Below are 25886 nucleotides of genomic sequence, written 5' to 3' on the forward strand. Positions count from 1 at the left end.
TGTAATAGGTACCTTGTCAAAAGAGATGAGAAAAATCGTACGGCAGAATGGACTCCGCCGCGGCTTTCGCTGCGGCGGAGTATATCTAATCGAGGCTTAAACTGTTGCGAAGCAGGTGCAGGCGCTCATGGTCACCGTCGCGCGCCGCCTGCTGCAATGATTTGGTCGGCGCGTGGATCAGGCGGTTGGTCAGCTTGTGCGCCAGCTCGTTGAGTACTATTTGCGGGTCGACGCCCTGGCTTAGCGCCGCCAGCGCTTTACTTTCCAGCTCCTGGCGGATCAGCTCGGCCGAGGTACGGTATTCACGGATGGTTTCAACGGCGCTTTGCGCGCGCAACCATGACATAAACTCGCTGCTTTCCTGTAAAACGATGCTTTCCGCCTCGCGCGCGGCGGCCTGACGCTGAGCCATGTTTTTATCAATAATCGCCTGCAGGTCGTCAACGCTATACAGATAGGCGTTAGCCAGCTTGCCGACCTCGGGTTCAACGTCTCGCGGTACCGCAATATCCACCAGCAGCATTGGCTGATTGCGCCGCTGCTTGAGCGCACGTTCGACCATGCCTTTGCCAATAATCGGCAGCGGGCTGGCCGTTGAGCTAATAATAATATCCGCTTCGCCAAGGCGGGCGTCGATATCGGCGATACCAATCACCTCGGCCCCGACCTCATCAGCCAGCAGCTGCGCACGTTCGCGGGTACGGTTAGCGATCATCAGCTTTTGCACCCGGTGTTCGCGCAGATGGCGGGCCACCAGCTCAATGGTTTCGCCGGCGCCGACTAACAGCACGTTAACCGTAGTCAGCGATTCAAAAATTTGTCGCGCCAGCGTGCAGGCGGCAAACGCCACTGACACCGCGCTGGCGCCGATATCAGTTTCGGTACGAACGCGCTTGGCCACTGAAAAGGTTTTCTGGAACAGGCGCTCCAGTTCACTGGAGTTGGCGTGGCCGCGCATAGAATCGGCGTAGGCTTTTTTGACCTGCCCGAGGATTTGCGGCTCGCCCAGCACCAGCGAATCAAGGCCGCTGGCAACACGCATCAGATGGCTTACCGCCTCGTTTTCCTGATGCCAGTAAAGGCTGCTGCGCACGTCAGCTTCACTCACCTTATGATAATCACACAGCCAGCTAACCAATCTTTCCTGCAAATCGGCCTGCTGTTCAACGCTCAGATACAGTTCGGTGCGGTTACAGGTCGACAGCACCACGCCACCCTGGACCTGCGGCTGAGCCAGCAGGCTCTCCAGCGCATGGTCGAGAATGTCCGGCGCAAAGGCTACGCGTTCGCGCAGCGCAACGGGTGCCGTTTTGTGATTGATACCGAGTGCCAGAAGCGTCATGGTGATTTGGTCTGAGTGATCCCACAGTCGATAGGGTTATATGAGGCGCATTCTACAAGATGCTAGTTAGCAAGGAAAGGGACTCCGCGTGCTGCCGGTAAACAAACAGGCATCTCTTGTATAAATCAGGACAATTTCTCGATTGACGTGTCCGATCAGGCTGGTTAGTTTGAGCGGTTAAATTTAGCTACAATGCTAACGTCGAGTCTGAGGAGATGACCCAAGCTATGTTCACACGGAACCCCCGTTTTCTGCGGCTTTTGCCGCTTGCCAGCGTATTACTGGCCGCCTGTAGCATCAATAAACCTATGGGCCCGGGTAAAAGCCCCGACTCGCCGCAGTGGCAGCAACACCAGCAGGCGGTAAGCCAGATTACCCATTATCAAACCCGTGGCGCTTTTGCCTATATCTCCGATAGACAAAAAGTTTATGCTCGCTTCAACTGGCAGCAAACCGCCCCCGATCGCTACCGTCTGCTGCTGACTAACCCGCTGGGCAGCACTGAGCTGCAGCTCGATGTGCAGGGTAAAGTGGTTCAGCTGATCGACAATAAAGGCAAACGCTACGTCAGCGACGATGCTGAGAAGATGATCTCGCAGCTGACCGGCATGGATATTCCGCTCAACGATCTGCGTCAGTGGATGGTGGGACTGCCGGGCGACGCCAGCGACTACACGCTTGATGATAAGTATCAGCTGAAAACCGTTGACTACAGCCGCAACGGCCAGCAGTGGAAGGTGGTATTTAATAGCTATGACAACAAGCAGAACCCCGCCCTGCCTTCTAATCTGGAGCTCACCCAGGACGGCCAGCGCATTAAGCTGCGGATGGACAGCTGGACGCTAAAATGATCACAACCTGGCCCGCGCCGGCAAAGCTCAATCTGTTTTTGTACATAACCGGCCGTCGTCCCGACGGCTATCACAATTTACAGACGCTGTTTCAGTTTCTTGATTACGGCGACCTGCTGCATATTGATACCAATAACAGCGGTGAACTACGCCTGGTTAACGAGGTGGTCGGCGTTGAGCATGACAGCAATCTGATCGTTCGCGCTGCGCGCCTGCTGCGCGAGCAGGCTATTGCCGACCATCGCCTGTCACCGCGCGCGGGCGCCGTTTTTCAGGTTGAAAAGCACCTGCCGATGGGCGGCGGGCTGGGCGGCGGCTCGTCAAATGCCGCCACCGCCCTGGTTGCGCTCAACGCGCTGTGGCAGCTGGATTATGATATCGATACCCTCGCCCGGCTCGGTCTGACGCTGGGCGCCGACGTACCGGTATTTGTGCGCGGCCACGCCGCTTTCGCCGAAGGGGTTGGCGAGCAGCTCCAGCCGGTATCGCCGCCGGAAAAATGGTATCTGGTGATGCACCCCGGCGTCAGCGTTTCAACGCCGCTGGTTTTTAGCGATGCGGCGCTCACTCGTGATACGCCAGCGCGCGATCTTAATAGCCTGCTACAGCAAAAATTCCGTAATGATTGTGAGACAGCCGTAAGAAATCGTTTTCGCGAGGTTGATACACTTCTCGTCTGGCTGCTAGAATACGCGCCGTCGCGCCTGACAGGAACCGGGGCTTGCGTGTTCGCTGAATTTGACACCGAGTCCGCTGCTCGTCAGGTGCTGGAAAAGGCCCCGAAAGGAGTGCAGGGATTTGTGGCTAAAGGCGTTAATCTTTCGCCCTTATATCGCACGCTTTCCGGGCATTCTGAGCTGGTCTGACCGCATCACTCCGTTCCTGATGCAGCAACCAGTTCATCACATACCCGTCTGATCCCATAGCGTCTGCCCGCCGACGCTTGCTGAGATCATTCTCTGGACGCAAGCCTGAGGTTCTTCTCGTGCCTGATATGAAGCTTTTTGCTGGTAACGCCACCCCGGAACTAGCTCAACGTATTGCCAACCGCCTTTACACCAGCCTGGGCGACGCCGCCGTCGGTCGTTTCAGCGATGGTGAAGTCAGCGTACAAATTAATGAAAATGTACGCGGTGGTGATATTTTCATCATCCAGTCCACCTGTGCTCCCACGAATGACAACCTGATGGAACTGGTCGTGATGGTCGACGCGCTGCGTCGTGCTTCTGCTGGTCGAATTACTGCAGTGATCCCCTACTTTGGCTATGCCCGTCAGGACCGTCGCGTCCGTTCTGCTCGCGTGCCAATTACCGCCAAAGTGGTTGCGGATTTTCTTTCCAGCGTCGGCGTTGACCGGGTATTAACGGTCGATCTTCATGCCGAGCAGATTCAGGGCTTTTTTGATGTTCCGGTTGATAACGTCTTCGGCAGCCCGATCCTGCTGGAAGATATGCTGCAAATAGGACTGGAAAATCCGATTGTTGTTTCGCCGGATATCGGCGGCGTTGTGCGCGCCCGCGCCATCGCCAAGCTGCTTAACGACACCGACATGGCGATTATCGATAAGCGGCGTCCGCGCGCTAACGTATCCCAGGTGATGCACATTATCGGCGACGTTGCTAACCGCGACTGCGTGCTGGTTGACGATATGATCGACACCGGCGGCACCCTGTGCAAAGCAGCTGAAGCGCTGAAAGAGCGCGGCGCCAAACGCGTTTTTGCCTACGCGACTCACCCCATTTTTTCGGGTAACGCCGTAGAAAATCTGCGTAACTCAGTGATTGACGAAGTAGTCGTGTGCGACACAATTCCGCTATCTGATGAGATTAAAACGCTGCCTAACGTGCGCACTCTGACGCTGTCCGGCATGCTGGCTGAAGCCATCCGCCGTATTAGCAATGAAGAGTCTATCTCTGCCATGTTCGAGCATTAATCACCGCGGGATGGGTCGCCCCATCCCGCGGTTATCCACCCGGTAGCACAAATTAATAAAGTTGCAATGTTACCCGCCTGAGGAACACCGTCTTTTCACCGCCAATAATCCCGCCAGGTCAGTAGTAAACGCGATACATCGTTATTACCCCACGATAAAATGCCGCGAAAACCACTTTACTCCCGTTAAATTTACGTTTTGTCATACTCCGGACGCGCCCCCCTACCCGCCATGATTCATAAGTGTTATTTTGCAGTGCCTCCCTGCTCAGGACCATTTCGACTATGACGCTCGACGTCTACACGCTATTTGTCTGCGAACTCTATGTGACGCTGTTTCTGGTGATCATTATGTTTTTCGCCTGGCGTGGCGCTCAGTATGACCGAACCCTGGGCTACCTGTGCCTGGCGCTTTGTCTCACCCTGAGCGGACTCTGGCTGAGCAGCCTGCGGGCAAATGGCGCGCTGTTTTTCCCGGTAGTCGCGGGAAACATGCTGATTCTGGTGGCCTATGGCATTCTGCTGAATGCTTTTCGCGCTTTTCGCGGCGCCGCCTGCGGCTATGGCTGGTTACTGGGTATGACGCTGTGGGCGGTGCTGTGTCTGTTTCCGGCGTTTTATCACTCGCTGCCCAAACGCGTGCTGGTCTCCGCCCTGCTGTGCGTTATTTACACGGCCTTAATGATCCGTGAGCTGTACCGCACGCGCACTATCCTGCCGGTCACCTGGTGGCCGGCGCAGCTGCTGCTATGGGTCCATATAGTTTTTAATCTGATGCGCATATTGATGGATGCCGGCGTTGCCAGTTCGCAGTATGGCGCCATCGGCGGCTCCACCTTCTCTGTCTGGGTAATTATTGAATCCATCCTGTTGGTTATCGGACTCAATTTCACCTTTCTGGCCATGGTTAACGAGCGCAACCAGCTGCAATATAAGCAGGCATCGCTGCTCGACCCGCTGACCGGCGTCTGGAACCGGCGTGCGCTCTTTCAACAGGCGGAGAAGTGTCGTCAGCAATGCAAGCGCAGCCGTCAGCCGTTAAGCGTACTGCTGTTCGACCTCGACCATTTTAAAAGCATTAACGATCGCTTCGGCCATACCCAGGGTGACCGGACGCTGATTAATTTTTGTCAGATAGCACAGGGTCATATGCCGCTCGAAGGCTGGTTTGCCCGCCTGGGTGGCGAAGAGTTTGCTGCGGTGATGATCGTAGAAAAAGCGCAGGCGCTGGTCATCGCTGAGCTAATTCGCAGCGAAACGGCGCAGGCGCAGCCGGATGGCGTTGATTACACCGTTAGCATTGGTGTCGCCAGCGATGGCGGCGGCAGCCTGAATGTGGGTAATCTGATGACAGAAGCCGACGACGCGCTTTACCGGGCTAAAGCCCGGGGAAGAAACTGTGTGGTGGACGCCAGGGAAATTCACCAGAATCCACCCACGCTGGCGACGGGTTTATCCGCCTAGTGTCCCGGATGATGGCGCCGGCAGCGCTTGTCGCCATAGTGGCGCAGCCAGAAGTAGCGGTCTGCCACTTTTTCTCTGCCGCCGAGGCGCGCACCCGCCAGCCAAAGCATAGCGCCGACAAAAATGGCGAATATCGCTCCCTGAGAGAGCAATCCCGGCAGATTTAAAGCTGGCAGCTGGTTGATCACCGAACAGACAATGCCGAGGATCATTACCAGTAGACCTAGCGCCATCAGTATATTGCCCGTAACAAAAACATATTTTCTGCTCATGACTGTCACCTCCTGAAAAATTTGGAAATGGGCAAGCTCCGTTGCCTGACGCCTATCAGTTTAGAAAATGAACGCGGTTTAGGTTGCGCGCAGGATCACACTTATTGTTAATATTTTGACATAACTTTACTTCTATACCGCTGATTTTCCCTAAAAAAGCGAATAATCACTAAGTGTAATTATTGACTATTGCTATATCGCGTTACGCTTTGAGTTCAGCTCCGACAGGCAGTAAACTGACGCCCTGAAATGTGTTATTCATCGGGAACATTACGTGGAAGCAATTAAGCTGATCGTCGGTCTTGCCAATCCTGGCGCAGAATATGCCGCAACCCGCCACAATGCCGGCGCCTGGTATGTTGATTATCTGGCACAGCGCCACAATCAGTCGCTGAAAGATGAGCCAAAGTTTTATGGCTATACCGGACGCCTTGCTATCGCCGGGGAAGATATACGCCTGCTGGTACCGACAACCTTTATGAACCTGAGCGGTAAAGCCGTCGCGGCTATGGCTGGCTTCTACCGTATCGCGCCGGAAGAAATTCTGGTGGCCCACGATGAGCTGGACCTGCCGCCCGGCATAGCCAAGCTTAAGCAAGGGGGCGGCCACGGCGGTCACAATGGCCTGAAGGACATCATCAGCAAGCTCGGCAACAACCTGAACTTCCACCGGCTACGCATCGGCATTGGTCATCCCGGAGATCGTAATAAAGTCACCGGCTTCGTGCTCGGCAAACCTCAGCCCGCAGAGCAGAAACTGATTGATGACGCTATCGACGAAGCGGCCCGCTGTACCGAACTCTGGCTGCGGGAAAACGATCGCCTGAAAGCGATGAATCGGCTGCACGCCTTTAAACCGCAGGGCTAATGGACGTTCGGGTTAACCCAGACCGCGCGTCAGGCAGTTCAACGGCATAGCGGGCTCGTAATACCCCTGTACGCCCCAGATGTGACAGGCGCGCAGGGTTTCAAGCTGCTGTTTACTTTCTACCCCTTCAATAATAATGCGCTCGCTGTACTGGCTAATCTTATTAATGATCACCGGGAAAAACGCCTTGCCGACGTTCTTCAGATAAAAACGTCTGTCCAGTTTCACCGCTTCAAATATACGCGACTGCAGCGCGTGCAGGTTGCCGAAACCGGCACCGAGGTCGTCAAGCCACAGCCGGTATTGCAGCGCTATCAGGCTACGGATCAGCGGGTTTTCCGGCCCGTCATGCAAATTGGGAAACTTTTCCGACAGCTTGAGACGGATAAACGGCAGCTGGCTTAAAATTTGCTGAATAACCTGCGAGCCGGTAATGATGCGCGCCAGATGAAAATCAATATTAATGCCGCATACCAGATTATTGCCGAGGAAAAAATCCGCATGCTGCTCAACCACCAGCAGTTGCCTGAACAATAACCCTTCTTTTTCAGTAAACGATAACTGCGAATAACTACCGCGCGCCGCGGCTCGTTCATCCTGCCACTCGCTCTCAGCGCAGAGGCTAAGGTCCACGCCGATTAGCTCGCCGTCAGGCGCATGGATTGGCGCGCAAATAAATTCATTGGTCATATAGTTTGCCGTTGCGATACTGCCGGTTAAAAAAATCGCACCTGTTCCCGCGCCGGTGAATACATCAGCCGGGAGTGTCTCTGCGCGATTAGCTGTTTTATCGGCACCGGCAGCAGCAAACTTTATTGGTTTTCTGCAACAATATTGCAATATCACCCCGCCCTGTTTCCCGGTAAACCCGGCCTGCCTTTAACTGCGATAGCAAAGCGCCTGACCTCGCCCGCAGCGCACAGTGCAAGTCATGCGGCAAGTTGACGTTTAGCGATTAAATCGCCCCCAATCAACGGGTATTTATGTGTATAATGCTGGCAGTTTTTTCAAGTTATCATCAGCCCGTTAATATAGCGTGTTGAAATAAAAGCAATTAAGGTGATGTAACCATGGGTTTTAAATGCGGTATCGTGGGTCTGCCAAACGTTGGAAAATCCACCCTGTTCAATGCGCTGACCAAAGCGGGCATTGAAGCAGCTAACTTCCCGTTCTGTACCATTGAGCCGAATACCGGCGTGGTTCCCATGCCTGACCAGCGTCTGGACCAGCTGGCTGAAATCGTTAAGCCACAGCGCACAGTGCCCACCACGATGGAGTTCGTTGATATTGCCGGTCTGGTAAAAGGCGCTTCCAAAGGCGAAGGGCTGGGTAATCAGTTCCTGACTAATATTCGCGAAACCGAGGCTATCGGCCACGTAGTGCGCTGCTTTGAGAACGACAATATCATTCACGTTTCCGGCAAGGTCAATCCGGCGGAAGATATTGACGTTATCAACACCGAGCTGGCGCTTTCAGATCTGGAAACCTGCGAGCGCGCTTTGCACCGCATCCAGAAAAAAGCCAAAGGCGGCGATAAAGACGCTAAAAACGAGCAGGCAGTGCTGGAGAAATGCCTGCCGCATCTGGGAAATGCCGGCATGCTGCGCGCCCTCGGCCTCTCCGCCGAAGAGAAAGCCGCGATCCGCTACCTGAGCTTCCTGACCCTGAAGCCCACCATGTACATCGCCAACGTCAACGAAGACGGTTTCGAAAACAACCCCTACCTTGACCAGGTGCGCGCGATTGCTGAGCAGGAAGGTTCGGTTGTGGTACCGGTTTGCGCCGCAGTGGAATCCGACATCGCCGAGCTGGACGACGAAGAGCGCGATGAATTTATGGCGGAGTTAGGCCTGGAAGAACCGGGGCTCAACCGGGTCATCCGCGCGGGTTATTCTTTGTTAAACCTGCAAACCTACTTCACCGCCGGCGTAAAAGAAGTGCGCGCATGGACCATCCCCGTTGGCGCAACCGCGCCGCAAGCGGCAGGTAAAATCCATACCGATTTTGAAAAGGGCTTTATTCGCGCTCAGACCATCGGCTTTGATGACTTTATCAGCTACAAAGGCGAACAGGGAGCCAAAGAAGCCGGCAAGATGCGCTCCGAAGGTAAAGAATACATCGTTAAAGATGGCGACGTGATGAACTTCCTGTTTAACGTCTGATTGATTTCTGTTGCCTCATGAGGTGTCAGAACATCTTATGAAGCTCGCAAAAACCGATAAAATCCACGCAATCGTGTGGATTTTTGTTTTCATAGCGTATGGAGAAATTATGGCACCAGAGGCGATAAATAATCCGGTGCCGACGGAGCCGCCAATGGCGATTATGAACATGTGACAGCGTTTGAGCACATGCCGCAGCCCCGTAGGCGAGGACGGTTCACCAGATGACATCTTAATACCTGATGAAAAAGACACGCAGTAACGCCGTGGCGTCCAGCTATTCAGCGAACAAGAAAATGGATTTGACAGCAGGCCGGTCGGCCCGCCGGAATACACCACTACAGCGTCATGATCATTTCATGCCAGGCCATGCCGCCATGATCTGACTCCGATGGCTTGATATAGGCGTAGCCGAATTTGCCGTAGAGCTCAACGTGACGCGTCTTGCACATAAGATGAATTGTTTTCTTGCCCCTCTGTCTCATCTCACAGATAAAGGCACGCATCATCAAACCGGCATAACCCTTTCCCTGATAAGCCGGATCAAGCACTACTGACATGATCACAACGTTTGGCGCGGCATCATCATGGCCGATCAGCTCTTTGAACTCTTCAGGGCGTCAAAAGCATCAAGCGCATGTGCGGTGTAGGTAAGCGCTGCGCCGGTATTGAGTGAAATCGCTACAGCCAGTGCTTCGGCAATCTCTTCGCGTGTTGCACCGTGTTTAGCTGCCGCTTTAACGTGTACTGACAGGCAACCGTCGCAACGGGTAGTGATGGCGACGGCAAGAGCAATCAGCTCATGAGTTTTGGCATCCAGATGACCTTTTTCTGAAGCCCCCGCATCCATTTTCATCAAGCCTTTCATGAACTCAGGCTGTAATTGCGCATATTTGTTGACTACGCCCAGTAATTCATTTCGGTGATCGTTCCAGTCTAACAGCATAATGTTCTCCAATTATTTAAATGCTGACCGTCAAGGCGTTAATTTAAGCGACGTTATAAATACGAACGTCTGGCGCCTGATTCAGATAGGGTTTCAGTGCTTCGACAACGTCCTGAGAGCACAACTCAGAGCTTAGATACGCCTTAGCCTGTTCTTCAGTGTTAAAGCCGTGCAGAACCTGAACGTCTTCCGGGCGGACAAGAAGTTCTTTGGAAACTGCCCCGTCAATTTTTGACAGGAATGGCGCCTTGTATTTCTGGTATACCCCGGCTGCCGCCTGGCAATTTTCGTTACTGATGTCCAACGTGATTTGCAGATAAGTCATAACGAACTCCTGGCTCAGATGGCGTTAACCCCACATCGGGGAAAGTCATCGTGTTAATCGTTGTCGTCAGCAGAAGCGCACAACGCCAGCACGCCCTGTATTGCGGTGCGCTGAAGAAATCAATTGAACAATCCAGTTAAAGAAATACTTTTTAATTCACTCGCGTTCTCTCATGTGAAGCATTGCTCTGGCGTCATTTAAGCGCTGCGTTTCTCCTGCTGTTGTGCATTATGTGAATATAAATTATCGTTAACAAACGAGATAATCTTGCCTGACAACAAAGAAATTCTTTCTTCTGATGAAAACACCGATTCATTTAAACGCGTTAAGGGCTTTCGAAGCCAGCGCCCGCCACGGTAGCTTTTCTCTGGCGGCTGAAGAGCTAAATGTCACCCCAGCTGCCGTCGGGCAATTGGTACGCTCACTCGAGGATATTGTCGGCTTTCCCCTGTTTCAGCGAAGCAATAACAGGCGTGTAAGGCTGGTACTCACAGAGCCAGCTACGCGGGCCATGCCTTATATCAAAGCAGGGTTTGACAGCCTTTCAATGGGGATGACGCGCTTAAAAGAAGGCAGTAACGATGGTGTGCTCAACGTGACTTTAAGCCCAGCTTTCGCCGCAAAATGGTTATTGCCTCGCATTGAACACTTTCAGAGCAGCTGGCCAGATATCGATGTCCGATTGCAGACTTCACTCAAATTGCTCGACTTCAATGCTCAGGATATTGACGTAGGGATCAGGTATGGTCTGGGTCAATGGGATGGATTGCATGTTGAGCTTCTGATGAGCGAAGAAATATTTCCTGTCTGTTCCCCTTCGCTGATTGCGGCCCATCCGGTTGTTAACTGTATAAATGGTATTCCCTCTCAAACACTTATCCACGATCTATCGATGGAGGATCACAAGGATTTCCTGACATGGGAAGACTGGCTGAGGCGGTTTAATGAGCATGAAATCGCGCGACGTCCTGGTCTGAGAATTAACAGCTCTGCGGCTGTACTTCAGGCGGCAGCAGAAGGACAAGGGATCGCGCTGGCCAGGAGTGTCATGGTCAGCGATGATTTGCGGAATGGCCGTTTAGTGCGGCTGTGTCCGGAAGTCTCCCTGCCTTCACCAATGGCTTACTATATTGTTTATCGGCCTGGCTGCGAAAATTTGCCGAAAGTGTCTCACTTTCGCAAATGGATTTTGCAGCAGTCATCATCAATCAATTGATCTCGATGAGAACGTCTATGACGAGCCAAGCGTGAAATCATTTCATATCAGGTTGTCAGCGCATGGGGGGGATAACCAAATGTATACTCCAGTTAACAACCATTCATGTCGGTGGGCATATGAAACCGACAATCTTAAAATTATCCAGAAAAATGGGTTACCCTTAATGGGTCATCAACGTCCCTGACTTGATAGATTTTCTATCTTGATTCAAAAGATCTTCTGACTCGTGTAAATAGTTTCGCGCTGGCACTATTTAGTTATCGGACAGGCCAGTACAGAGTAACAATGAGCCTGAAACGAAATATCACGTTTAGCAGAGGTAAGCATGTCAGGTTTATTCAAAGGTAAAAAACTTTTAGTTGTTGGCGGAACCAGCGGAATGGGGCTTGAAACAGCACGCCTGGTACTGAATGAAGGTGGAAACGTTGTTCTGGTCGGTAGCCGTCAGGATAAAGCCAATCAGGCGAAAGCGTCTCTTTCACCTTATGGTCACACCGACATTATTGTTGCTGACCTGATGAAGCAAGATGGGATGAATCTCGTGACTGGCGAGCTGAACGCCAGACACAAAGATATCGATTTGCTTGTTAACGCGGCGGGTGTTTTCTTCCCGAAACCGTTTACTGAGCATGAAGAAAGCGATTACGACATGTATATGTCCATCAACCGCGCGACTTTCTTCATCACACAAGAAGTTGTGCGTAACATGATTGCTGCAGGTACTAAGGGGGCGATTGTTAATATCGGCTCAATGTGGGCACAGCAGGCAATCGGTGCAACACCTTCATCAGCATACTCTATGGCTAAAGCGGGTCTTCATGCGCTGACTAAAAACCTCGCTATTGAACTTGGCGCACAGGGGATTCGCGTCAATGCCGTTTCACCGGCAGTAGTTCATACGCCGATTTATGAGGGCTTTATTGCAAAAGAAGACGTCAAAGGCGTCATGGACAGCTTTGACGTCTTCCATCCAGTCGGTCGCGTTGGTACTGCTGTTGATATCGCTGAATCAGTTGCATTCCTGCTCTCTGACAAAGCAAGTTGGGTGACTGGCGCGGTCTGGGACGTTGATGGAGGGGTACTGGCTGGCCGTAACGCCTGACTTTTTAGTTGCGCGAAGAAACATTCAGCGCATTATTTGAGGAGGTAATTCTTACTCTCTATTATTATTGATATGGTGGAGCTAAAGGATATTCAGCATGCTGCTAAAAATAATATTCGCGATGATTGCCTTTGCTGCTAACTCTGTACTTTGTCGAGTAGCGCTTAAGGAAGATCACATTGATATTTCTACTTTTAGCGGCATCAGGTTATTTAGCGGCGCAATATTGCTAATATTTCTTCTTAAAATAAGAGATGCTAAAGCTAAACCTGAATTTAATCTGTTAAATGCTGTATTGCTTTGCCTCTATGTTTTCACATTCTCAATTGCATACGTTTCTTTGAATACCGCCGCCGGAGCACTTCTGCTTTTTGGCGCGGTCCAGATCGTCATGACTGGGTGGGGTCTGTATAAAGGGGAAAGGCTGGGTCTGCTCAAGGGCGCAGGCATAGCTGCAGCAGTAATTGGCATCTGTCTGCTGCTACTTCCAGGAGCAGAAAAGCCACCGTTAAACGCAGCAGTCTTGATGATTCTCTCTGGAGTGGCATGGGGCTTTTACAGTCTGAGAGGTAAGCAAGCCCAAAGTGCGGCGGCAGCCACAACAGGCAATTTCCTTCTCGCGGTTCCTTTATCGCTTGTTGCCATACTCGCTCTTGGTTATCCTCCGCAATCTGATACAGCGGGCCTGATTTTAGCTATTGTTTCTGGTGCAATCACCTCCGGAGCCGCCTATCTGGTCTGGTACTCGATCGTGCCACATATCTCATCGACCACCGCGAGTACATTGCAGCTTAGCGTACCCTGCCTGGCCGCACTCGGTGGGGCGTTTTTCCTAAGCGAGCCGATGAGTTTGAGAGTGCTAACATCAACGGCAATTATCATCTTTGGTATTAGTCTGGTCATTTATTCAGATAAGAAACGCATCAAAACTTAAATGAAATATCCGCTTGCGACACAGGGTCAGAGAGGCATTAAGAAAGGATTAGGCAAGACGAAGATGCGCGAACTTCTTGCGCGCGGCATTAAGTGGCAGAAGTCGCATAATCGGAAGATAAAACCCAGATGTTAATATCAAATGAGCGTATTAAAGTGTACTCTTTTGAGAAATATTGCAGGGGTACCCGCGAATGCCTGCTGGCGTTATCTCTGATTTAAAATGGAAGCTGCTATGCCCAAACGTAGAACCAACAGCCGATGGTCAGGCTACGACCCCCGCTATATCTACTCCCTCGTTGTCAGACGCTATTTTGTCGAGATGAAGACGAAAACCGAAATCGCTGAAGAGCTTGAGATTTCGCGATTCAAAGCGGCCCGTCTTATTGATGAAGCGATCGAGCAGGAATATGTGAAGTTTCTTTTCCCAAAGCAGCAATTGCTGGATGAAGAGATAGCCCACAACATTTGTGAAAAGTATGCTCTTGAAAAGGCCGTGGTTCTCTCGGTGTCAGAGTCCTGGTCCAGCCAGCAGCAGCTTAACGAAAAGCTGGGTGGCATCACTGCCAGCTACCTTAGCGATAATCTAACCGAAGGGATGAAAGTGGGCATCGCCTGGGGACGCGTGCTGTCCAGCACCGTGAGCCAATTGAGCAGCCTGCCGCAGCTGGATATTGTCCAGTTATCAGGCGTTCATCCGGGTATAGAGTTTAGCCAGGGGCCAATCGATCTCATCCACCGCCTCTCGGCCATTTCTCAAGGGAAAGCGCATCCGATGTATGTGCCAATGTGGGTAGATGATGAAAGCCTGGCTGAGAAACTCGCCAGTGACCCTGCGGTGCTTGATACCCAGCAATATTATTCGCAGTTAGATGTCGTCATCACCGGTATCGGCGCCTGGAAGACCGGCTCATCAAGCTTGTGCGACATCTTTCCGCAAGCGTGGCAGCAGCCTCTTTTCCAGCAAGATATCACCGCAGATATCTGCGTCACCCTGGTTAACAGCAAAGGTGAAATTCTTGATAGCCCGATGAACCGCCTTGGCTTTGGTATCTCAACGGAGCAATTGCGTAATACCAAAACCGTAATAGGCGTGGCAGGTGGCGAGCAGAAGTATGAAGGCATTGTTGCCTCCCTCAAATCTGGTTTGCTCGATGTGCTGATCACCGATTTTGATACCGCGGTAAAACTGGTTAACGCCTAGCGGCGTCAGTATGACAACGTTGCCAGTCTCAGGGCACACCGGTGCCCTGTAAACCCCGTCTCTCTGATATTTCCCCCTCTGCTTTCAAATTCCGGGTTAAATTCTACGCCGCAAACGGCAACGGCTGGCGGCATATAGCGCGCCTGCGCCGGTTCGTCGATCGATTGATCCTCACCGCCCCCCCAAGCTCCGGCCAGTCCCGTGGCGGATTATGCTCATCTGATTATTTTCCAGCTTAGCAGGCGATTTTCGCTGTGATATTGACGTGAAAAATAAAAACACTATTTATCAAAAGGATAATCACAACTCCGCCATTGCCCACCCGCTTCATATGCTCATATGAGCATTATCAATATCGCTCCAATGATATTTATTGTGATCAAGCTATAACTTTTGCACGCTGTCAGTTCCAGTGAAAATTCGATGTGCTATAAATGCTCATATGATTTCTTATCTTGCTCATATGAGCAAAAAGTAAATTAAGGAGCGGTGGGTGAGTACAGTTTCTATCAATGTTGCCGATGGCGCAGCTTTCCAGAATTACGATGAGGTGCTGCAGCACATCTATAAACAGCAGCGTGCGCAAGGGACGGTGAAAGATACCTATCTGCAAGCACTCCGTGAGCGTGAAGCCATGTATCCAACCGGAATACTGCTGGACGGCTATTCGGTCGCTATCCCGCATTGCGATGCTCACCACGCCAACAGCCCGGCCATCTACATTATGCGTTTACCTGAGCCTGTTCTGGTTAATCAGGCAGATGGTGACGACCAATTGCAGGTCAAACTTGTGATTAATTTAGTCGTTATCGATCCCGCTAATCAGCTGCAGTTGCTCAAAGCCTTATTCAGTAACCTGCAAATAAAAGATTTCTACCATAATTTACTTGCGCTTCCTGCTGAGGAAGCCAAGGTGCTGTTTACTTCCACAATCGTACAATAAGCGTTCCGGAGCATAATTATGATTAATATTCTCGTCGCCTGCGGAAGCGGTGTCGCAACCTCAACCCTCGCCGCGGATGAAGTGAAATCTGTCTGTGCGGAATATGGCATCAGCGCATACAAAGTAAACAAATGCAGCATGTCAGAACTGCCTTCTGAATTGCAGCATGCGGATGTGGTTCTTACGACCAATAACTACAAAGGCGATATCGGAAAACCGCATATGAGCGTAGCAGGATTTATCACCGGCATTAATGAAGGTGCGCTGCGTAAAAAGCTGGGGGAATTATTAACCGAACTGGCGAAAAACGAATAATAAAAATACAGGGGATGACAAGATGGAAATGTTAAAAAATATAATGCTAACGATAACAAGCATGGGGGCAACCGCCATCCTACCACTTGTCATCTTCATTTTAGGCCTGGTTTTCCGTATGAAAGTGGGTGCTGCCATTAAATCTGGCATCACTGTCGGTATCGGTTTTATTGGTTTAGGGTTAGTGGTTAACCTGCTAAGCAGCTCTTTACAGCCAGCCATTGCCTATTATTCAAAAATTGGTAGTGGCTTTACCGTTGCTGATATCGGCTGGCCGGCGGTAGGGGCGGCGGCATGGGTGGCACCTTTTGCGGCGCTGGTTGTTCCGGTCGGCATTCTTCTCAACCTGGTGCTTGTCCGGCTGAAATTAACCAAAACGCTGAACGTTGATATCTGGAATTACATGCATTTCCTGGTACCTGGCGCGCTGGCATACTTCGTGTTTGACAGCTTCTGGATTGGCTTCGGCATTGCCGTGGCGCTCAGCGTTATTGCACTGTTTATCGGCGACCTGATTGCCCCTCGCTGGCAGAAATATTACGGTCTGGAAGGCACCACCTGTACCACGATGATCCACATCGGCTGGACGCTGCCCTTCGCCTGGCTGGTAAACAAAATCATTGATGTCATTCCAGGCCTGAATAAGCTTGATCTTGATTTAAATAGCGTCCAAAAGCGCCTCGGCGTATTTGGTGAACCGGCGATTATCGGCGTGATTGTCGCCTAATAGTCGGCTGCCTGTTAGGTCTTCTCACCAAACAGCCCATCACCACGATTATCCCCATGGCAATGGGTGTTGCGGCGGTAATGGTCCTGTTACCTAAAGTGGTTGGCGTGCTGATGGAAGGCCTTTCCCCGATTGGTAAAAGCGCCAAAGAAATCATGCAAAAGCAGATGGGTAAAGACGCTGAATTGAACATCGGTATGGACTGCGCGCTTGCTCTGGGCGACCCGGCAACCGTTACGGTCACGGTTATCACTATACCGCTGACCATGCTGTGCGCGCTGATATTACCGGGAATAATGATCTTCCCAATTGGCGTTCTGATGTCAATTATCTACATGAGTACCATGACGGTCATGGCCAGTAACGGAAACGTCATCCGCTCAATTATTTCAACTTTACTGTTCACCATTGTGGTGATGTATTTAGGTGGCTACGTCGCCCCTGGCGCAACACAATTCCTGCACGGCGCAGGCGTAGGCCTACAGGGTCAGGGTACTGACTTTGTATTAACCGGCCCCTGGGAAGTATTGACCTATTGGTTGAGCACAGTATTCCATTGAGTTTAAAAATGAGGTTTGCTTACCATGGCACAGATTTTACCTTCAATTTTCGGCGCCAATATTTTACGCCTGCAAGATGAGATCCGTTTTTTAGAAGAAGAAAACACTGAAATATTGCACGTTGATTTAATGGACGGAACCTATGTGAGTAATATTGCATTTGGTCCCAACCAAATCTCCGCGATGAAAAAAGCCAGCAAAATGGTATTTGATGTGCATATGATGCTGGCAAACCCGGAAAGACATATCGATGCAGTTATTAACACCGGGGCAGAGATGATTTCAGTGCATTATGAATCAACGCCGCACGTGCATTTCGTTTTGCAGAAAATTAAAAAGGCCGGCCGTAAGGCTGGCGTTGTCATCAACCCCGGCACGCCAGAAAACGTGCTGGAATATCTGCTGGATGACATTGACTACATTCTGATTATGACTATTAATCCAGGCCAGCCGGGACAGCAATTTATTGAAAAAAGCCTGGAAAAAATAAGAAATACCAGAAAATTAATTGCAGGACGCAATATTCAGATTGAAGTTGACGGCGGGGTAAACCTGGAGATAGCGAAAAAAGTTCAGGACGCAGGTGCTGATTTAATTGTTGTCGGCGGCGCGTTATTTAACGACAACCCGAAATCAAGTTATCAGGCGCTCAAATCTGCAATGCATTAATTTCCGTCTTACGTTCAAATCGCGCGCTCTTCATTGGGCGCGTTGAGAAGTTTCATATTTTCGATGCGGGAAGATCCCCTTCCCCATTTGTACGAAAATTCAGGAGAACAAGCTGATGAGTAATTTTGAAGGTAAAGTTGCCTTAGTCACCGGGGGGGCGCACGGTATCGGTAAAGGTATTGCCAGACAATTCGCTGAACGCGGTGCCCATACTGTCATTGTTGATTACAACGAAGCGAACGGTATCCAAACGGCCAAAGAACTGACCTTTGCTAATGTCACGTCTCTGTTTGTGAAAACAGACGTATCCGATCCGCAGGCGCTGGTTGAAGTACGCAATAAGGTTATCGAAACCTTCGGGCGAATTGATATTCTGGTTCTCAACGCCGGTGTTGCCTTCGCCAACAAAGTTAGCGACATCACCTTCGAAGAGTGGAATCACACCATTTCAATTAATCTGACCGGCTTATTTAACACGGTAAAAGCCTTCTATGATGATTTTCTGACCAACCAGGGCGCCATCGTCTATATCTCATCCGGCTCCGCCCTTTCAGGCACCGGCGGCGGTGTCAGCTATCCGGCCAGTAAAGCGGGCGGCGAAGGGCTGATCCGCGGTCTGGCAAAAGAGCTGGGACCAAAAGGCGTTAACGTTAATGCTATCGCGCCGCGTCTGATCGATACCGGCGAAATGATGCGCGTGAACTATCCCACGCAGGCGGCCCTGGACGCGGTTCTGGAAAAAATTCCAGTGCGCCGCCTGGGTACTATTGAGGATGTCGCCAACCTCGCTATCTTCCTTGCAGATAAGTCGAACTCTTACATTCAGGGTCAGACCATCCTGATGGACGGCGGCCGAACTATTGCCTGACAGGGAGAATAAAAAATGGGCGTTCAGGATCACACAATAAATATACTCAGAGAGCTTGAGCAAAATGCACTGAAGCTCGACGACAGTCAGGCGCAAAACTTCATTGCCCGCATCCGCAATGCAAAGCATATTTTTTTGCAAGGTGCCGGTCGCAGTGGTATTGCCATCCGCGCATTCGCTAACCGCTTATTGCATCTCGGCTTCCCGGTCAGCGTGGTGGGTGAGATTTCATCACCTCATACTAAATCAGGCGATTTGTTGATTATTGGTTCCGGCAGCGGTGAAACAGCCAGCCTTAAAAGCCTGGCGCAGAAAGCGGTCGAAAGCGGGGTCGACGTGGGGCTGGTTACCATGAAGAAAGATTCCTCCATCGGCAAACTGGCCAGCTGCGTACTGGTTTTACCCGGAACGGTCAAAACGGAAAACCATCGCCAGCGCGAGCAGTTTTCTCAACCCATGGGTTCCGCCTTCGAACAGCTCTGTTTCATTACCTATGACGCCATTGTGCTTGAATTGATGCAGCAGCTGGATGAAACCAGCGAAACCATGTTTAAACGCCACGCTGACTTCGAATAGCAGAAAGAGCGCTTGCATAAAGCGCTCGTTAACTATTGGCCGCAGAAGCTGACGTCGCTGACATCACAAGTGCCTTATTTGATGCGCGCCGGCTCTCGCCGCTGGTTAACTGATTATTTCAACGAGATTGCCATCCGGATCGCGAATAACCGCTTCATAATAACCATCGCCGCTTACCCGGCCCGCACTGACTAATATCTTACGATCGGCCGCCTTTCTGGCCATATCATCAACCCGCTGTCGGGAGCCTACGGTTATTGCAATGTGGGCCCAGCCGGTAACGTCTTTCCCGTTAGGTCCGTTTTCCAGCCCGCTGAGGCTCATCAATTCAATCGTTGCACCGTCAGATAAGCTGATAAAGTAGGAGCGAAAGCCAGGTCGGTTTTTACTGATGTACAATTCATTTGACGTCCCACCAAAAAACTCACGCCAGAAGGTTTTTTGCGCCTCAAGATTTGTCGTCCATAAAGCAACATGTGCGATTTTCATGGTTTTCCTCGTCATTTATTCTGGCCAGGTTTCAGGTTAATGATACTGCGCCAACCCATCGCGCCATGGCACGGCGAGACAGGGAGGGTGGCGTTTCTGCCCCTTCCCTTTCTGCGCCGGCAAACGGCAACAGCGCATCGGTTGGCATCGCCCCTCAAATAGCATTGCAGCGTGATTGACAACGCCACGGCCATGCGTGAATATGCTCATTATAGCTCGAAATTGATAATTTAAGAGGTAGTCAATGCTCGATTATGCAGCTTTCCCGGAACAGCGGCAAGACCTCATCCGGCAAATTTTACGCGATCAGGGGCGGGTGATTTGTGCCGACCTCGCACGACAAATGCAGGTATCAGAGCATACCGTGCGGCGGGATCTCCATGAGCTGAGTAAAGAAGGTATCTGTAAAAAGGTCTATGGCGGCGCGGTGTTGCAGCTTGCTGATGCGCAAACTTTTGCAATCCGAAAACAGCACGACCAGCCATCAAAGAACATGATCGCGCAAAAGTGTGCCAGCCTGATAAAAAATGAAAGCTGCATATTCATTGATGCGGGGACGACCAACTTGGCGATGACCCTGGCTTTGCCTGAAACATTCACTCTGACTGCGGTTACCAATGCGCCGGATATCGCCGCCTCATTGCTTAAACATCCCAATATAGACGTCATTATGCTGGGCGGCCGCATTGAAAAAAACAGTGGCGGCTGCGTGGGATCTACCGCACTAGCGCAGTTAAAAAACATCCTATTCGATCAGGCATTTATTGGCGGCTGTGCCATGAGCCCCGAATCCGGACTTACCGGCTTTAATTTCGATGACTGTGAGTTTAAGAAAGCGGTTATCGCGCAATCCAGCCAGACTATTGTCGGCCTGACCGCAGAAAAAATTCCCGCCATTGCCCGATTTTCAGTGGCCCGCTGCGAAGATATAGACATCCTGATTGTTGAAGAACAGCTTGATAAAGACTTTTATAACGCCTTTACGGCAGAGAACGTCACTATCCTGACCATTTGAAAGCCGCCGCTCAGGGTTCTTCAGGCGGCTCGGGTAGCCCTGACGCGCTGCGCTATCCCGCCGGGAAGCCAGACTGCGCAGCGCGGCGGCACTCTCCCTGTCTCCTTCCCCGTACCGCAGATGATCACCGCAGCACTTAGCAGATAGCGACGATGATCCGCAGCCCGACATCAAATTCTAAAAACGAGAAATTGCTCACTGTTTGCGCCAACCTAAACGTTTATGTTTAGCGTCATAAACGTTTAGGTTGAGATAACGTTGCAGTAATAAACCTTTATCGACAACTCACTATAACGATATGAGAGAGGGAAATGCGTAAAGCAACGATGCGCGATGTTAGCCTCGCCACCGGACTTTCGATGTTTACCGTTTCCAAAGCCTTAAATGGCGGAGAGGGTGTCTCGGAGGAAAGTCGTAAACGGGTGATAAAAACCGCACGCGAGCTGGGCTATGTGGCTAACCGTGCCGCCCAGCAGCTGCGGCGCGCCAGTACCGACTCGATCGCCGTGATCACCGCGCACGCATCTAACTCCTATTACCTGAATTTAATGTCCGGCATCCAGCATGTTTTGCAACCGTCACGCTGGACGGTGGTATTAGGCGATATTGCCGTTAATGGACTCTACGATCCGGCTCAGGAAGACCGCATGATTAACCGGCTGATTGAGTCGCGTATGGCAGGCGTTATTTCAACCGTCACCTTAAAAACGGAAAATTTAAAACTGCTGGAAAAATGGGAAATCCCGGTAGTATTTGTCGATTCGCCGCCGCAAGGAGAACACCCTTATCCCAGCGTCACGACAGATAACTATAATGCCAGCCAGCTGGTAGGTAATCATCTGGCGGAACATGGCTATCGTAACTGGTTATTTTTAATTTACCCCGGGCGCTGGACGACCCGTTTCGATCGTGAACGCGGTATTCGTGATTGCGCCCGTCAGTGCGGCGCAACGCTGACGTTACTGGAAACCGATAACGATGCGCACTCTGCCTCTGAAAAACTCGGTCAGCATCTGACCCAGGTGCAAACCCTGCCCGATGTGTTAATTGCCGGTAACAACCCCCTATTGCTGGGGGCGTTACAGCAGTTACAGCGCCGAAAAATAACCATACCGGCAGATATTGCCGTGGTCGGTTACGATGAATTTGACTGGGCGCCCTTATTAAACCCGCCGCTTACTGTACTGAATGAAAACAGCGAGGAAATAGGCCGCCGTGCGGCTGACATGTTAACCCGCATAATTAAAAATAAAGATAAGGAGACAAAAAATCCGGCTGATTACCAAATACGTGTACCGGCCCAGCTGGTTATTCGCCAGTCATGCGGTTGTCAAAAAAATTAAAAATTAATCATTAATGCCATAAAACAACGCCTCACCAGGGCTCTTTATCATTGCTTAAAATCAGCCGGTTATTCCGGCTGAAACATCGATTATTAAACATCTCAGGGGCTTATTCCTCAGGATATCCCCTACCCGACTGTGCCGTAATGTAGCAATCCGAATAAAGGAGAATTGCATGAATACCTTCCGTAAAACATGGCTGGCTGTCGCGTTATCCAGCGTGGTTACCCTGCTTCCCGCGCTGGTGCCCTCTGCCAGCGCCGCTGACAATACCAGCAAAAAAGTCGCCCGCATTGGGCTTATGGTTCAGGACATGTCGAACCCTTTCTTCTCTGCCATGGAAAAAAGCGCTAAAAAAACCGCAGCTGAGATAGGCGCCAGCCTGAACGTCCAGGATGCCCAGGTCGATCTGGCCAACCAGAACACCCAGATCGACGCCTTTATTCAGCAAAAAATGGATTTAATTATTATTTCCGCCGTTGACGAGGCGGGGATTGAACCGGCGATTGAACGCGCCAAAGCCGCAGGCATTATTGTGATTGCAGTTGATACCCCCGCTAAAGGCGCCGATGCCGCGATCATGACCAACGCGATCCAGGCCGGGGAAACCTCCTGTAACTATCTGTTCAGCCAGATGGGCGGCAAAGGCAATGTCCTGCTGGTTGATGGCACGCCCATCCAGACCATTATCGATCGCATAAAAGGCTGTAAAAACGTTGCCGCGAAGTACCCGGATATCCATATCGTTGGGCAACAGGCATCACGTAATGACCGGGGTACCGGGCTGATGGTAACCACCGATATGTTAACTGCACATCCTGATGTGAGCGGGATTTTTGGTATGAACGATCCTTCAGCCCTCGGCGCCGTGCTGGCTGTTGAGCAGGCAGGAAAAGCCAGCGCAATTAAAGTAACCGGCGTCGACGGCAGTCCTGAAGCTGTCGATGAGCTGAAGCGCTCAGGCTCGCCGTTTATTGGTACGGCAACGCAAAACCCCGGCGAGATGGTACGTCAGGCCATTAAGCTGGCTCAGGATATTGCCGCCAACAAACCCATTACCTCCCGCACCATATTGATTCCCAGCGTGCTGGTCAGCCGCGACAACGTGAACAGCTATGCAGGCTGGTAAACAAAAGCGCTGAGAGAATCTGAACGGAACGGACACTACGTTTATTCCGTGGAGCCACGACCATGACAGAAAACCGAGAACCCACGCTGCTCCAGCTGGAAAGTATCTCAAAGCGCTATGGCGCAACCCAGGCCCTGAATGATGTACGTTTCGACCTGCGCGCCGGTGAAGTCCATGCCTTAATGGGTGAAAACGGCGCGGGTAAATCCACGCTGATGAAAATTCTCTCTGGCAACGAACAGCGCGACAGCGGACGGATCCTGATAGACGGCGAGGAAATCGATATCCGCTCACCGCGTGACGCCCGTAAATATGGCATCGCCATTATTCATCAGGAGCTGAATACGGTGCCGGAAATGACCGTTGCGGAAAATCTTTTTCTTGGTCAGGAGCCGGTTTTATTTGCCGGCGTGCTGGACAGACGCCGGATGTATCACGAAGCCAGGCTGAAGCTCGACCGCATTCACGCTGACATTGACCCGCGTCTGCCGCTGGGGTCGCTGAGTATTGGTCATCAGCAGATGGTCGAAATTGCCCGTGCGGTAAGTGAACAGGCGCGCGTGCTGGTGCTCGATGAGCCGACTGCGGCGCTGTCCCGTGCGGAAACGCTGGCGCTGTATCGCATTATCGATCAGATGAAGGAGACAGGGGTCGGCATGGTTTATATCTCTCACCGCATGGAGGAGGTATGGCGTCTTGCCGACCGGGTGACGGTCTTTCGTGACGGTACCTACATTGGCACTGAAGCGCGGGAAAATATCTCCACTGCCGATGTGGTGCGCATGATGGTTGGCCGCCAGATTGACGATCTTTATCAGCATCAGCGGCGCACGCCCGGCGATATTATGCTGGATGTCAACGCGCTGACCAGCAAGCATACCGGTCCGGTGAGCTTTCAGGTCCGCGCCGGCGAAGTGGTATGCATGGCCGGGCTGGTGGGTTCGGGGCGTACCGAGGTCGCCCGGCTGCTGTTTGGTGCCGACCGGCAAACCCACGGCCAGATTTCCATCAGCGGTAAACCCACCCGTCTGGCCGATCCTGCGGCGGCGATTGCCGCCGGGATTGGAATGGTAAGCGAAGACCGTAAAACCCAGGGGCTGTTTGCCGAACATAGCGTAGAGCACAACATTGATATCAGTTCGCTGGACCGCTACGTCGCCAGCGGCGTGGTGAAGCGTAAGCGCGTGCGTAGCGCAGTGCTGGCCCAGATGCAGCGCCTGCGTTTGCGGCAAAACGCTATCGCCCTGCCCGTCAAAGCCTTATCAGGCGGCAACCAGCAGAAAGCGGTACTGGCCCGCTGGCTGCTGCGTGATTCACGCATTTTGATCCTCGATGAGCCCACCCGCGGCGTCGACATCGGAGCAAAGCGGGAAATCTATGAACTCATCGATGCGCTGGCGCGTAGCGGAAAAGCAATTCTGGTGATCTCATCAGATCTGCCTGAAGCCATCGGCATCAGCGATCGCCTGCTGGTAATGCGTCAAGGTCAAATCGTCCATGAACTTATATCCGCTTCGACCACAGAGGAAGAAGTGATGCTGCACGCCACGGGAACCTTTTCCAGCCATTCAGGAGAACATCATGAGTAAGTCACTGTCAGATACGCCCGCAAAAACGCCGTTTGATTTGGCAAAATGGTGGGATCGGGTGGGCATCCTGATTGTTCTGCTGGTTTTGCTGATTCTGATGTCGGTTTTTGCCCCCAACTTTAACCGGGTAGATAACTTACTCAATATCGCCCGCTCCATTTCAGTCAACGCCATTCTGGCGGCCGGTATGACGTTTGTTATTTTAACCGGCGGGATTGATTTGTCGGTCGGATCGATTGTCGCGGTATCCGGGGTTGTTTCAGTGGTAACGGCCATGACCGGCATTCCGGCACCGCTGGCAATTCTCGCGGGCATTGGCGTCGGCGCCCTTTGCGGGCTGGTCAGCGGGGCGCTGTCTGCCTGGCTGGCGCTGGCGCCGTTTATCGTCACGCTTGGCACCATGACTTTTCTGCGCGGGCTGGCCTATACCATCACCGAAGGACAGCCGATCGTTTCCAGCAGCCTCAGCTTTCGCGAACTCGGCAATGGCTACCTGCTGGGCGTCCCCGTGCCGGTGATTATTATGGCGGTGGTCTATATCCTGGCGTGGTTTGTCCTTGAGCGCACGCGCTACGGCCGTCACATCTACGCCGTTGGCGGTAATGCCCACGCGGCCCGACTGGCCGGGGTGCGGGTTAATCGTATTATTGCCTCGGTGTATATGATTGCCGGCATTTGCGCGGGCCTTGCGGGGATTATCTTCGCCGCGCGGGTTATCTCTGCCCAGCCTACTGCCGGAACCGGCTACGAGCTGGATGCGATTGCCGCCGTGGTACTGGGAGGCACCAGCCTGGCAGGCGGACGCGGGCGCATTATCGGCACCTTGATTGGTTCGGTCATTCTTGGCGTACTGAGCACCGGCCTGATTTTGCTAAATGTCCCCTTCTTCACTCAGCTGCTGGTGAAAGGGATCGTCATCATCCTTGCGGTCGCCATTGACGGCCTTAAACAGCACCCTGAGTTGTTTACTTTCTGGCGCCGCAGCGAAACGCCGCCATCGTCGTGAGCCCCTGTCCAGTCTGATTCCGGCCCGCCCACAGGCG

The 25886-nt window shown here is 51.9% G+C and carries 26 protein-coding genes and 3 pseudogenes; 21 read left to right on the top strand and 8 right to left on the bottom strand.

The window, feature by feature from the left end; translation table 11 throughout:
- Positions 1-85 precede the first annotated feature (85 nt).
- Positions 86-1342, bottom strand: a complete 1257-nt coding sequence (gene hemA, locus BTJ39_RS04885) for a glutamyl-tRNA reductase (protein WP_078001553.1) — start codon at positions 1340-1342, stop codon at positions 86-88.
- A 227-nt stretch (positions 1343-1569) separates the two neighbouring features.
- On the opposite strand from hemA, the gene lolB reads away from it, so the two are divergent.
- From lolB to BTJ39_RS04905, 4 genes are all read left to right on the top strand, one after another.
- Positions 1570-2193, top strand: coding sequence for a lipoprotein insertase outer membrane protein LolB (gene lolB, locus BTJ39_RS04890; protein ID WP_078001554.1), 624 nt, complete (start codon positions 1570-1572; stop codon positions 2191-2193).
- Positions 2190-3059 (top strand): 4-(cytidine 5'-diphospho)-2-C-methyl-D-erythritol kinase, encoded by an 870-nt coding sequence (gene ispE, locus BTJ39_RS04895; protein ID WP_078001555.1) that lies wholly within the window; start codon positions 2190-2192, stop codon positions 3057-3059. Before lolB ends, ispE begins: the two co-directional genes overlap by 4 nt.
- A gap of 119 nt (positions 3060-3178) precedes the next feature.
- Positions 3179-4126, top strand: a complete 948-nt coding sequence (gene prs, locus BTJ39_RS04900; protein WP_139356309.1) for a ribose-phosphate diphosphokinase — start codon at positions 3179-3181, stop codon at positions 4124-4126.
- A gap of 284 nt (positions 4127-4410) precedes the next feature.
- Positions 4411-5589, top strand: coding sequence for a GGDEF domain-containing protein (locus tag BTJ39_RS04905; RefSeq protein WP_078001557.1), 1179 nt, complete (start codon positions 4411-4413; stop codon positions 5587-5589).
- On the opposite strand, the gene ychH is transcribed toward BTJ39_RS04905, so the two are convergent.
- Positions 5586-5861: a stress-induced protein YchH gene (gene ychH, locus BTJ39_RS04910; RefSeq protein ID WP_078001558.1), complete on the bottom strand. Its 276-nt coding sequence runs from the start codon at positions 5859-5861 to the stop codon at positions 5586-5588. The genes BTJ39_RS04905 and ychH overlap by 4 nt on opposite strands.
- 274 nt (positions 5862-6135) lie before the next feature.
- On the opposite strand from ychH, the gene pth reads away from it, so the two are divergent.
- Entirely contained in the window at positions 6136-6729 is a 594-nt protein-coding gene (pth, locus tag BTJ39_RS04915) for an aminoacyl-tRNA hydrolase (protein WP_078001559.1), read from the top strand.
- A gap of 12 nt (positions 6730-6741) precedes the next feature.
- On the opposite strand, the gene BTJ39_RS04920 is transcribed toward pth, so the two are convergent.
- Positions 6742-7419, bottom strand: coding sequence for an EAL domain-containing protein (locus tag BTJ39_RS04920; protein WP_078001560.1), 678 nt, complete (start codon positions 7417-7419; stop codon positions 6742-6744).
- Positions 7420-7799: 380 nt separating this feature from the next.
- On the opposite strand from BTJ39_RS04920, the gene ychF reads away from it, so the two are divergent.
- Positions 7800-8891, top strand: a complete 1092-nt coding sequence (ychF, locus tag BTJ39_RS04925; protein ID WP_078001561.1) for a redox-regulated ATPase YchF — start codon at positions 7800-7802, stop codon at positions 8889-8891.
- Positions 8892-8993: 102 nt separating this feature from the next.
- On the opposite strand, the pseudogene BTJ39_RS25095 reads toward ychF, so the two are convergent.
- From BTJ39_RS25095 to BTJ39_RS04940, 4 genes and pseudogenes are all read right to left on the bottom strand, one after another.
- Positions 8994-9122 (bottom strand): annotated as a pseudogene (locus BTJ39_RS25095) (hypothetical protein); the annotation flags it as partial.
- 107 nt (positions 9123-9229) lie between these two features.
- Positions 9230-9505, bottom strand: a pseudogene (locus tag BTJ39_RS04930) (GNAT family N-acetyltransferase); the annotation flags it as partial.
- Positions 9487-9837 carry a carboxymuconolactone decarboxylase family protein gene (locus tag BTJ39_RS04935; protein ID WP_078001562.1) on the bottom strand — a complete coding sequence of 117 codons (351 nt, stop codon included), beginning with the start codon at positions 9835-9837 and terminating at the stop codon, positions 9487-9489. The pseudogene BTJ39_RS04930 and the gene BTJ39_RS04935, both read right to left, overlap by 19 nt.
- Positions 9838-9880: 43 nt before the next feature.
- Complete coding sequence (locus tag BTJ39_RS04940) at positions 9881-10162, bottom strand: hypothetical protein (RefSeq protein ID WP_078001563.1); 282 nt, start codon at positions 10160-10162, stop codon at positions 9881-9883.
- Between the two features lie 298 nt (positions 10163-10460).
- Here BTJ39_RS04940 and gcvA point away from each other — a divergent pair, with 298 nt between their 5' ends.
- From gcvA to hxlB, 10 genes and pseudogenes are all read left to right on the top strand, one after another.
- Positions 10461-11378, top strand: coding sequence for a transcriptional regulator GcvA (gcvA, locus tag BTJ39_RS04945; RefSeq protein ID WP_078001564.1), 918 nt, complete (start codon positions 10461-10463; stop codon positions 11376-11378).
- Positions 11379-11706: 328 nt separating this feature from the next.
- Entirely contained in the window at positions 11707-12483 is a 777-nt protein-coding gene (locus BTJ39_RS04950) for an SDR family NAD(P)-dependent oxidoreductase (protein ID WP_078001565.1), read from the top strand.
- Positions 12484-12580: 97 nt separating this feature from the next.
- Positions 12581-13417, top strand: a complete 837-nt coding sequence (locus BTJ39_RS04955; protein WP_078001566.1) for a DMT family transporter — start codon at positions 12581-12583, stop codon at positions 13415-13417.
- A gap of 234 nt (positions 13418-13651) precedes the next feature.
- Complete coding sequence (locus BTJ39_RS04960; protein WP_078001567.1) at positions 13652-14620, top strand: sugar-binding transcriptional regulator; 969 nt, start codon at positions 13652-13654, stop codon at positions 14618-14620.
- Between the two features lie 493 nt (positions 14621-15113).
- On the top strand, positions 15114-15563 hold the full coding sequence (gene gatA, locus BTJ39_RS04965) for a PTS galactitol transporter subunit IIA (protein ID WP_078001568.1): 450 nt from the start codon (positions 15114-15116) through the stop codon (positions 15561-15563).
- 18 nt (positions 15564-15581) lie between these two features.
- Positions 15582-15878 (top strand): PTS sugar transporter subunit IIB, encoded by a 297-nt coding sequence (locus BTJ39_RS04970; RefSeq protein WP_078001569.1) that lies wholly within the window; start codon positions 15582-15584, stop codon positions 15876-15878.
- A 22-nt stretch (positions 15879-15900) separates the two neighbouring features.
- Positions 15901-17165 (top strand): annotated as a pseudogene (locus tag BTJ39_RS04975) (PTS transporter subunit IIC).
- Positions 17166-17189: 24 nt separating this feature from the next.
- Entirely contained in the window at positions 17190-17834 is a 645-nt protein-coding gene (gene rpe / locus BTJ39_RS04980; protein ID WP_078001570.1) for a ribulose-phosphate 3-epimerase, read from the top strand.
- Between the two features lie 115 nt (positions 17835-17949).
- On the top strand, positions 17950-18702 hold the full coding sequence (locus BTJ39_RS04985; RefSeq protein ID WP_078001571.1) for an SDR family NAD(P)-dependent oxidoreductase: 753 nt from the start codon (positions 17950-17952) through the stop codon (positions 18700-18702).
- Positions 18703-18717: 15 nt separating this feature from the next.
- Positions 18718-19278, top strand: coding sequence for a 6-phospho-3-hexuloisomerase (hxlB, locus tag BTJ39_RS04990; RefSeq protein WP_078001572.1), 561 nt, complete (start codon positions 18718-18720; stop codon positions 19276-19278).
- 105 nt (positions 19279-19383) lie between these two features.
- On the opposite strand, the gene BTJ39_RS04995 is transcribed toward hxlB, so the two are convergent.
- A complete protein-coding gene (locus BTJ39_RS04995; protein ID WP_078001573.1) occupies positions 19384-19767 on the bottom strand; it encodes a VOC family protein in 384 nt (127 codons plus the stop codon).
- Positions 19768-20011: 244 nt separating this feature from the next.
- On the opposite strand from BTJ39_RS04995, the gene BTJ39_RS05000 reads away from it, so the two are divergent.
- The 5 genes from BTJ39_RS05000 to BTJ39_RS05020 all read left to right on the top strand — a co-directional run bounded on the left by BTJ39_RS05000 (position 20012) and on the right by BTJ39_RS05020 (position 25849).
- A complete protein-coding gene (locus tag BTJ39_RS05000) occupies positions 20012-20782 on the top strand; it encodes a DeoR/GlpR family DNA-binding transcription regulator (RefSeq protein ID WP_078001574.1) in 771 nt (256 codons plus the stop codon).
- A gap of 311 nt (positions 20783-21093) precedes the next feature.
- Positions 21094-22125 carry a LacI family DNA-binding transcriptional regulator gene (locus tag BTJ39_RS05005; RefSeq protein WP_078001575.1) on the top strand — a complete coding sequence of 344 codons (1032 nt, stop codon included), beginning with the start codon at positions 21094-21096 and terminating at the stop codon, positions 22123-22125.
- A 175-nt stretch (positions 22126-22300) separates the two neighbouring features.
- The gene (locus BTJ39_RS05010; RefSeq protein ID WP_078001576.1) at positions 22301-23254 is read left to right on the top strand and encodes an ABC transporter substrate-binding protein; all 954 of its coding nucleotides are present in this window, start codon (positions 22301-22303) and stop codon (positions 23252-23254) included.
- 62 nt (positions 23255-23316) lie between these two features.
- Positions 23317-24843 (top strand): sugar ABC transporter ATP-binding protein, encoded by a 1527-nt coding sequence (locus BTJ39_RS05015; RefSeq protein WP_078001577.1) that lies wholly within the window; start codon positions 23317-23319, stop codon positions 24841-24843.
- Entirely contained in the window at positions 24836-25849 is a 1014-nt protein-coding gene (locus tag BTJ39_RS05020) for an ABC transporter permease subunit (RefSeq protein ID WP_078001578.1), read from the top strand. The genes BTJ39_RS05015 and BTJ39_RS05020 overlap by 8 nt, the downstream gene beginning before the upstream one ends.
- The last annotated feature ends 37 nt before the right edge of the window (positions 25850-25886 follow it).

The sequence above is a fragment of the Izhakiella australiensis genome (assembly GCF_002006995.1).
GTDB lineage: Bacteria > Pseudomonadota > Gammaproteobacteria > Enterobacterales > Enterobacteriaceae > Izhakiella > Izhakiella australiensis.

Bases quoted from the DNA above. Each gene is read 5' to 3' on its own strand.
- hemA (WP_078001553.1), bottom strand. From the start codon at position 1,342: ATGACGCTTCTGGCACTCGGTATCAATCACAAAACGGCACCCGTTGCG.
- lolB (WP_078001554.1), top strand. From the start codon at position 1,570: ATGTTCACACGGAACCCCCGTTTTCTGCGGCTTTTGCCGCTTGCCAGC.
- ispE (WP_078001555.1), top strand. From the start codon at position 2,190: ATGATCACAACCTGGCCCGCGCCGGCAAAGCTCAATCTGTTTTTGTAC.
- BTJ39_RS04905 (WP_078001557.1), top strand. From the start codon at position 4,411: ATGACGCTCGACGTCTACACGCTATTTGTCTGCGAACTCTATGTGACG.
- ychH (WP_078001558.1), bottom strand. From the start codon at position 5,861: ATGAGCAGAAAATATGTTTTTGTTACGGGCAATATACTGATGGCGCTA.
- BTJ39_RS04920 (WP_078001560.1), bottom strand. From the start codon at position 7,419: ATGACCAATGAATTTATTTGCGCGCCAATCCATGCGCCTGACGGCGAG.
- ychF (WP_078001561.1), top strand. From the start codon at position 7,800: ATGGGTTTTAAATGCGGTATCGTGGGTCTGCCAAACGTTGGAAAATCC.
- BTJ39_RS04935 (WP_078001562.1), bottom strand. From the start codon at position 9,837: ATGCTGTTAGACTGGAACGATCACCGAAATGAATTACTGGGCGTAGTC.
- BTJ39_RS04940 (WP_078001563.1), bottom strand. From the start codon at position 10,162: ATGACTTATCTGCAAATCACGTTGGACATCAGTAACGAAAATTGCCAG.
- gcvA (WP_078001564.1), top strand. From the start codon at position 10,461: ATGAAAACACCGATTCATTTAAACGCGTTAAGGGCTTTCGAAGCCAGC.
- BTJ39_RS04950 (WP_078001565.1), top strand. From the start codon at position 11,707: ATGTCAGGTTTATTCAAAGGTAAAAAACTTTTAGTTGTTGGCGGAACC.
- BTJ39_RS04955 (WP_078001566.1), top strand. From the start codon at position 12,581: ATGCTGCTAAAAATAATATTCGCGATGATTGCCTTTGCTGCTAACTCT.
- BTJ39_RS04960 (WP_078001567.1), top strand. From the start codon at position 13,652: ATGCCCAAACGTAGAACCAACAGCCGATGGTCAGGCTACGACCCCCGC.
- BTJ39_RS04970 (WP_078001569.1), top strand. From the start codon at position 15,582: ATGATTAATATTCTCGTCGCCTGCGGAAGCGGTGTCGCAACCTCAACC.
- rpe (WP_078001570.1), top strand. From the start codon at position 17,190: ATGGCACAGATTTTACCTTCAATTTTCGGCGCCAATATTTTACGCCTG.
- BTJ39_RS04985 (WP_078001571.1), top strand. From the start codon at position 17,950: ATGAGTAATTTTGAAGGTAAAGTTGCCTTAGTCACCGGGGGGGCGCAC.
- hxlB (WP_078001572.1), top strand. From the start codon at position 18,718: ATGGGCGTTCAGGATCACACAATAAATATACTCAGAGAGCTTGAGCAA.
- BTJ39_RS04995 (WP_078001573.1), bottom strand. From the start codon at position 19,767: ATGAAAATCGCACATGTTGCTTTATGGACGACAAATCTTGAGGCGCAA.
- BTJ39_RS05000 (WP_078001574.1), top strand. From the start codon at position 20,012: ATGCTCGATTATGCAGCTTTCCCGGAACAGCGGCAAGACCTCATCCGG.
- BTJ39_RS05005 (WP_078001575.1), top strand. From the start codon at position 21,094: ATGCGTAAAGCAACGATGCGCGATGTTAGCCTCGCCACCGGACTTTCG.
- BTJ39_RS05010 (WP_078001576.1), top strand. From the start codon at position 22,301: ATGAATACCTTCCGTAAAACATGGCTGGCTGTCGCGTTATCCAGCGTG.
- BTJ39_RS05015 (WP_078001577.1), top strand. From the start codon at position 23,317: ATGACAGAAAACCGAGAACCCACGCTGCTCCAGCTGGAAAGTATCTCA.
- BTJ39_RS05020 (WP_078001578.1), top strand. From the start codon at position 24,836: ATGAGTAAGTCACTGTCAGATACGCCCGCAAAAACGCCGTTTGATTTG.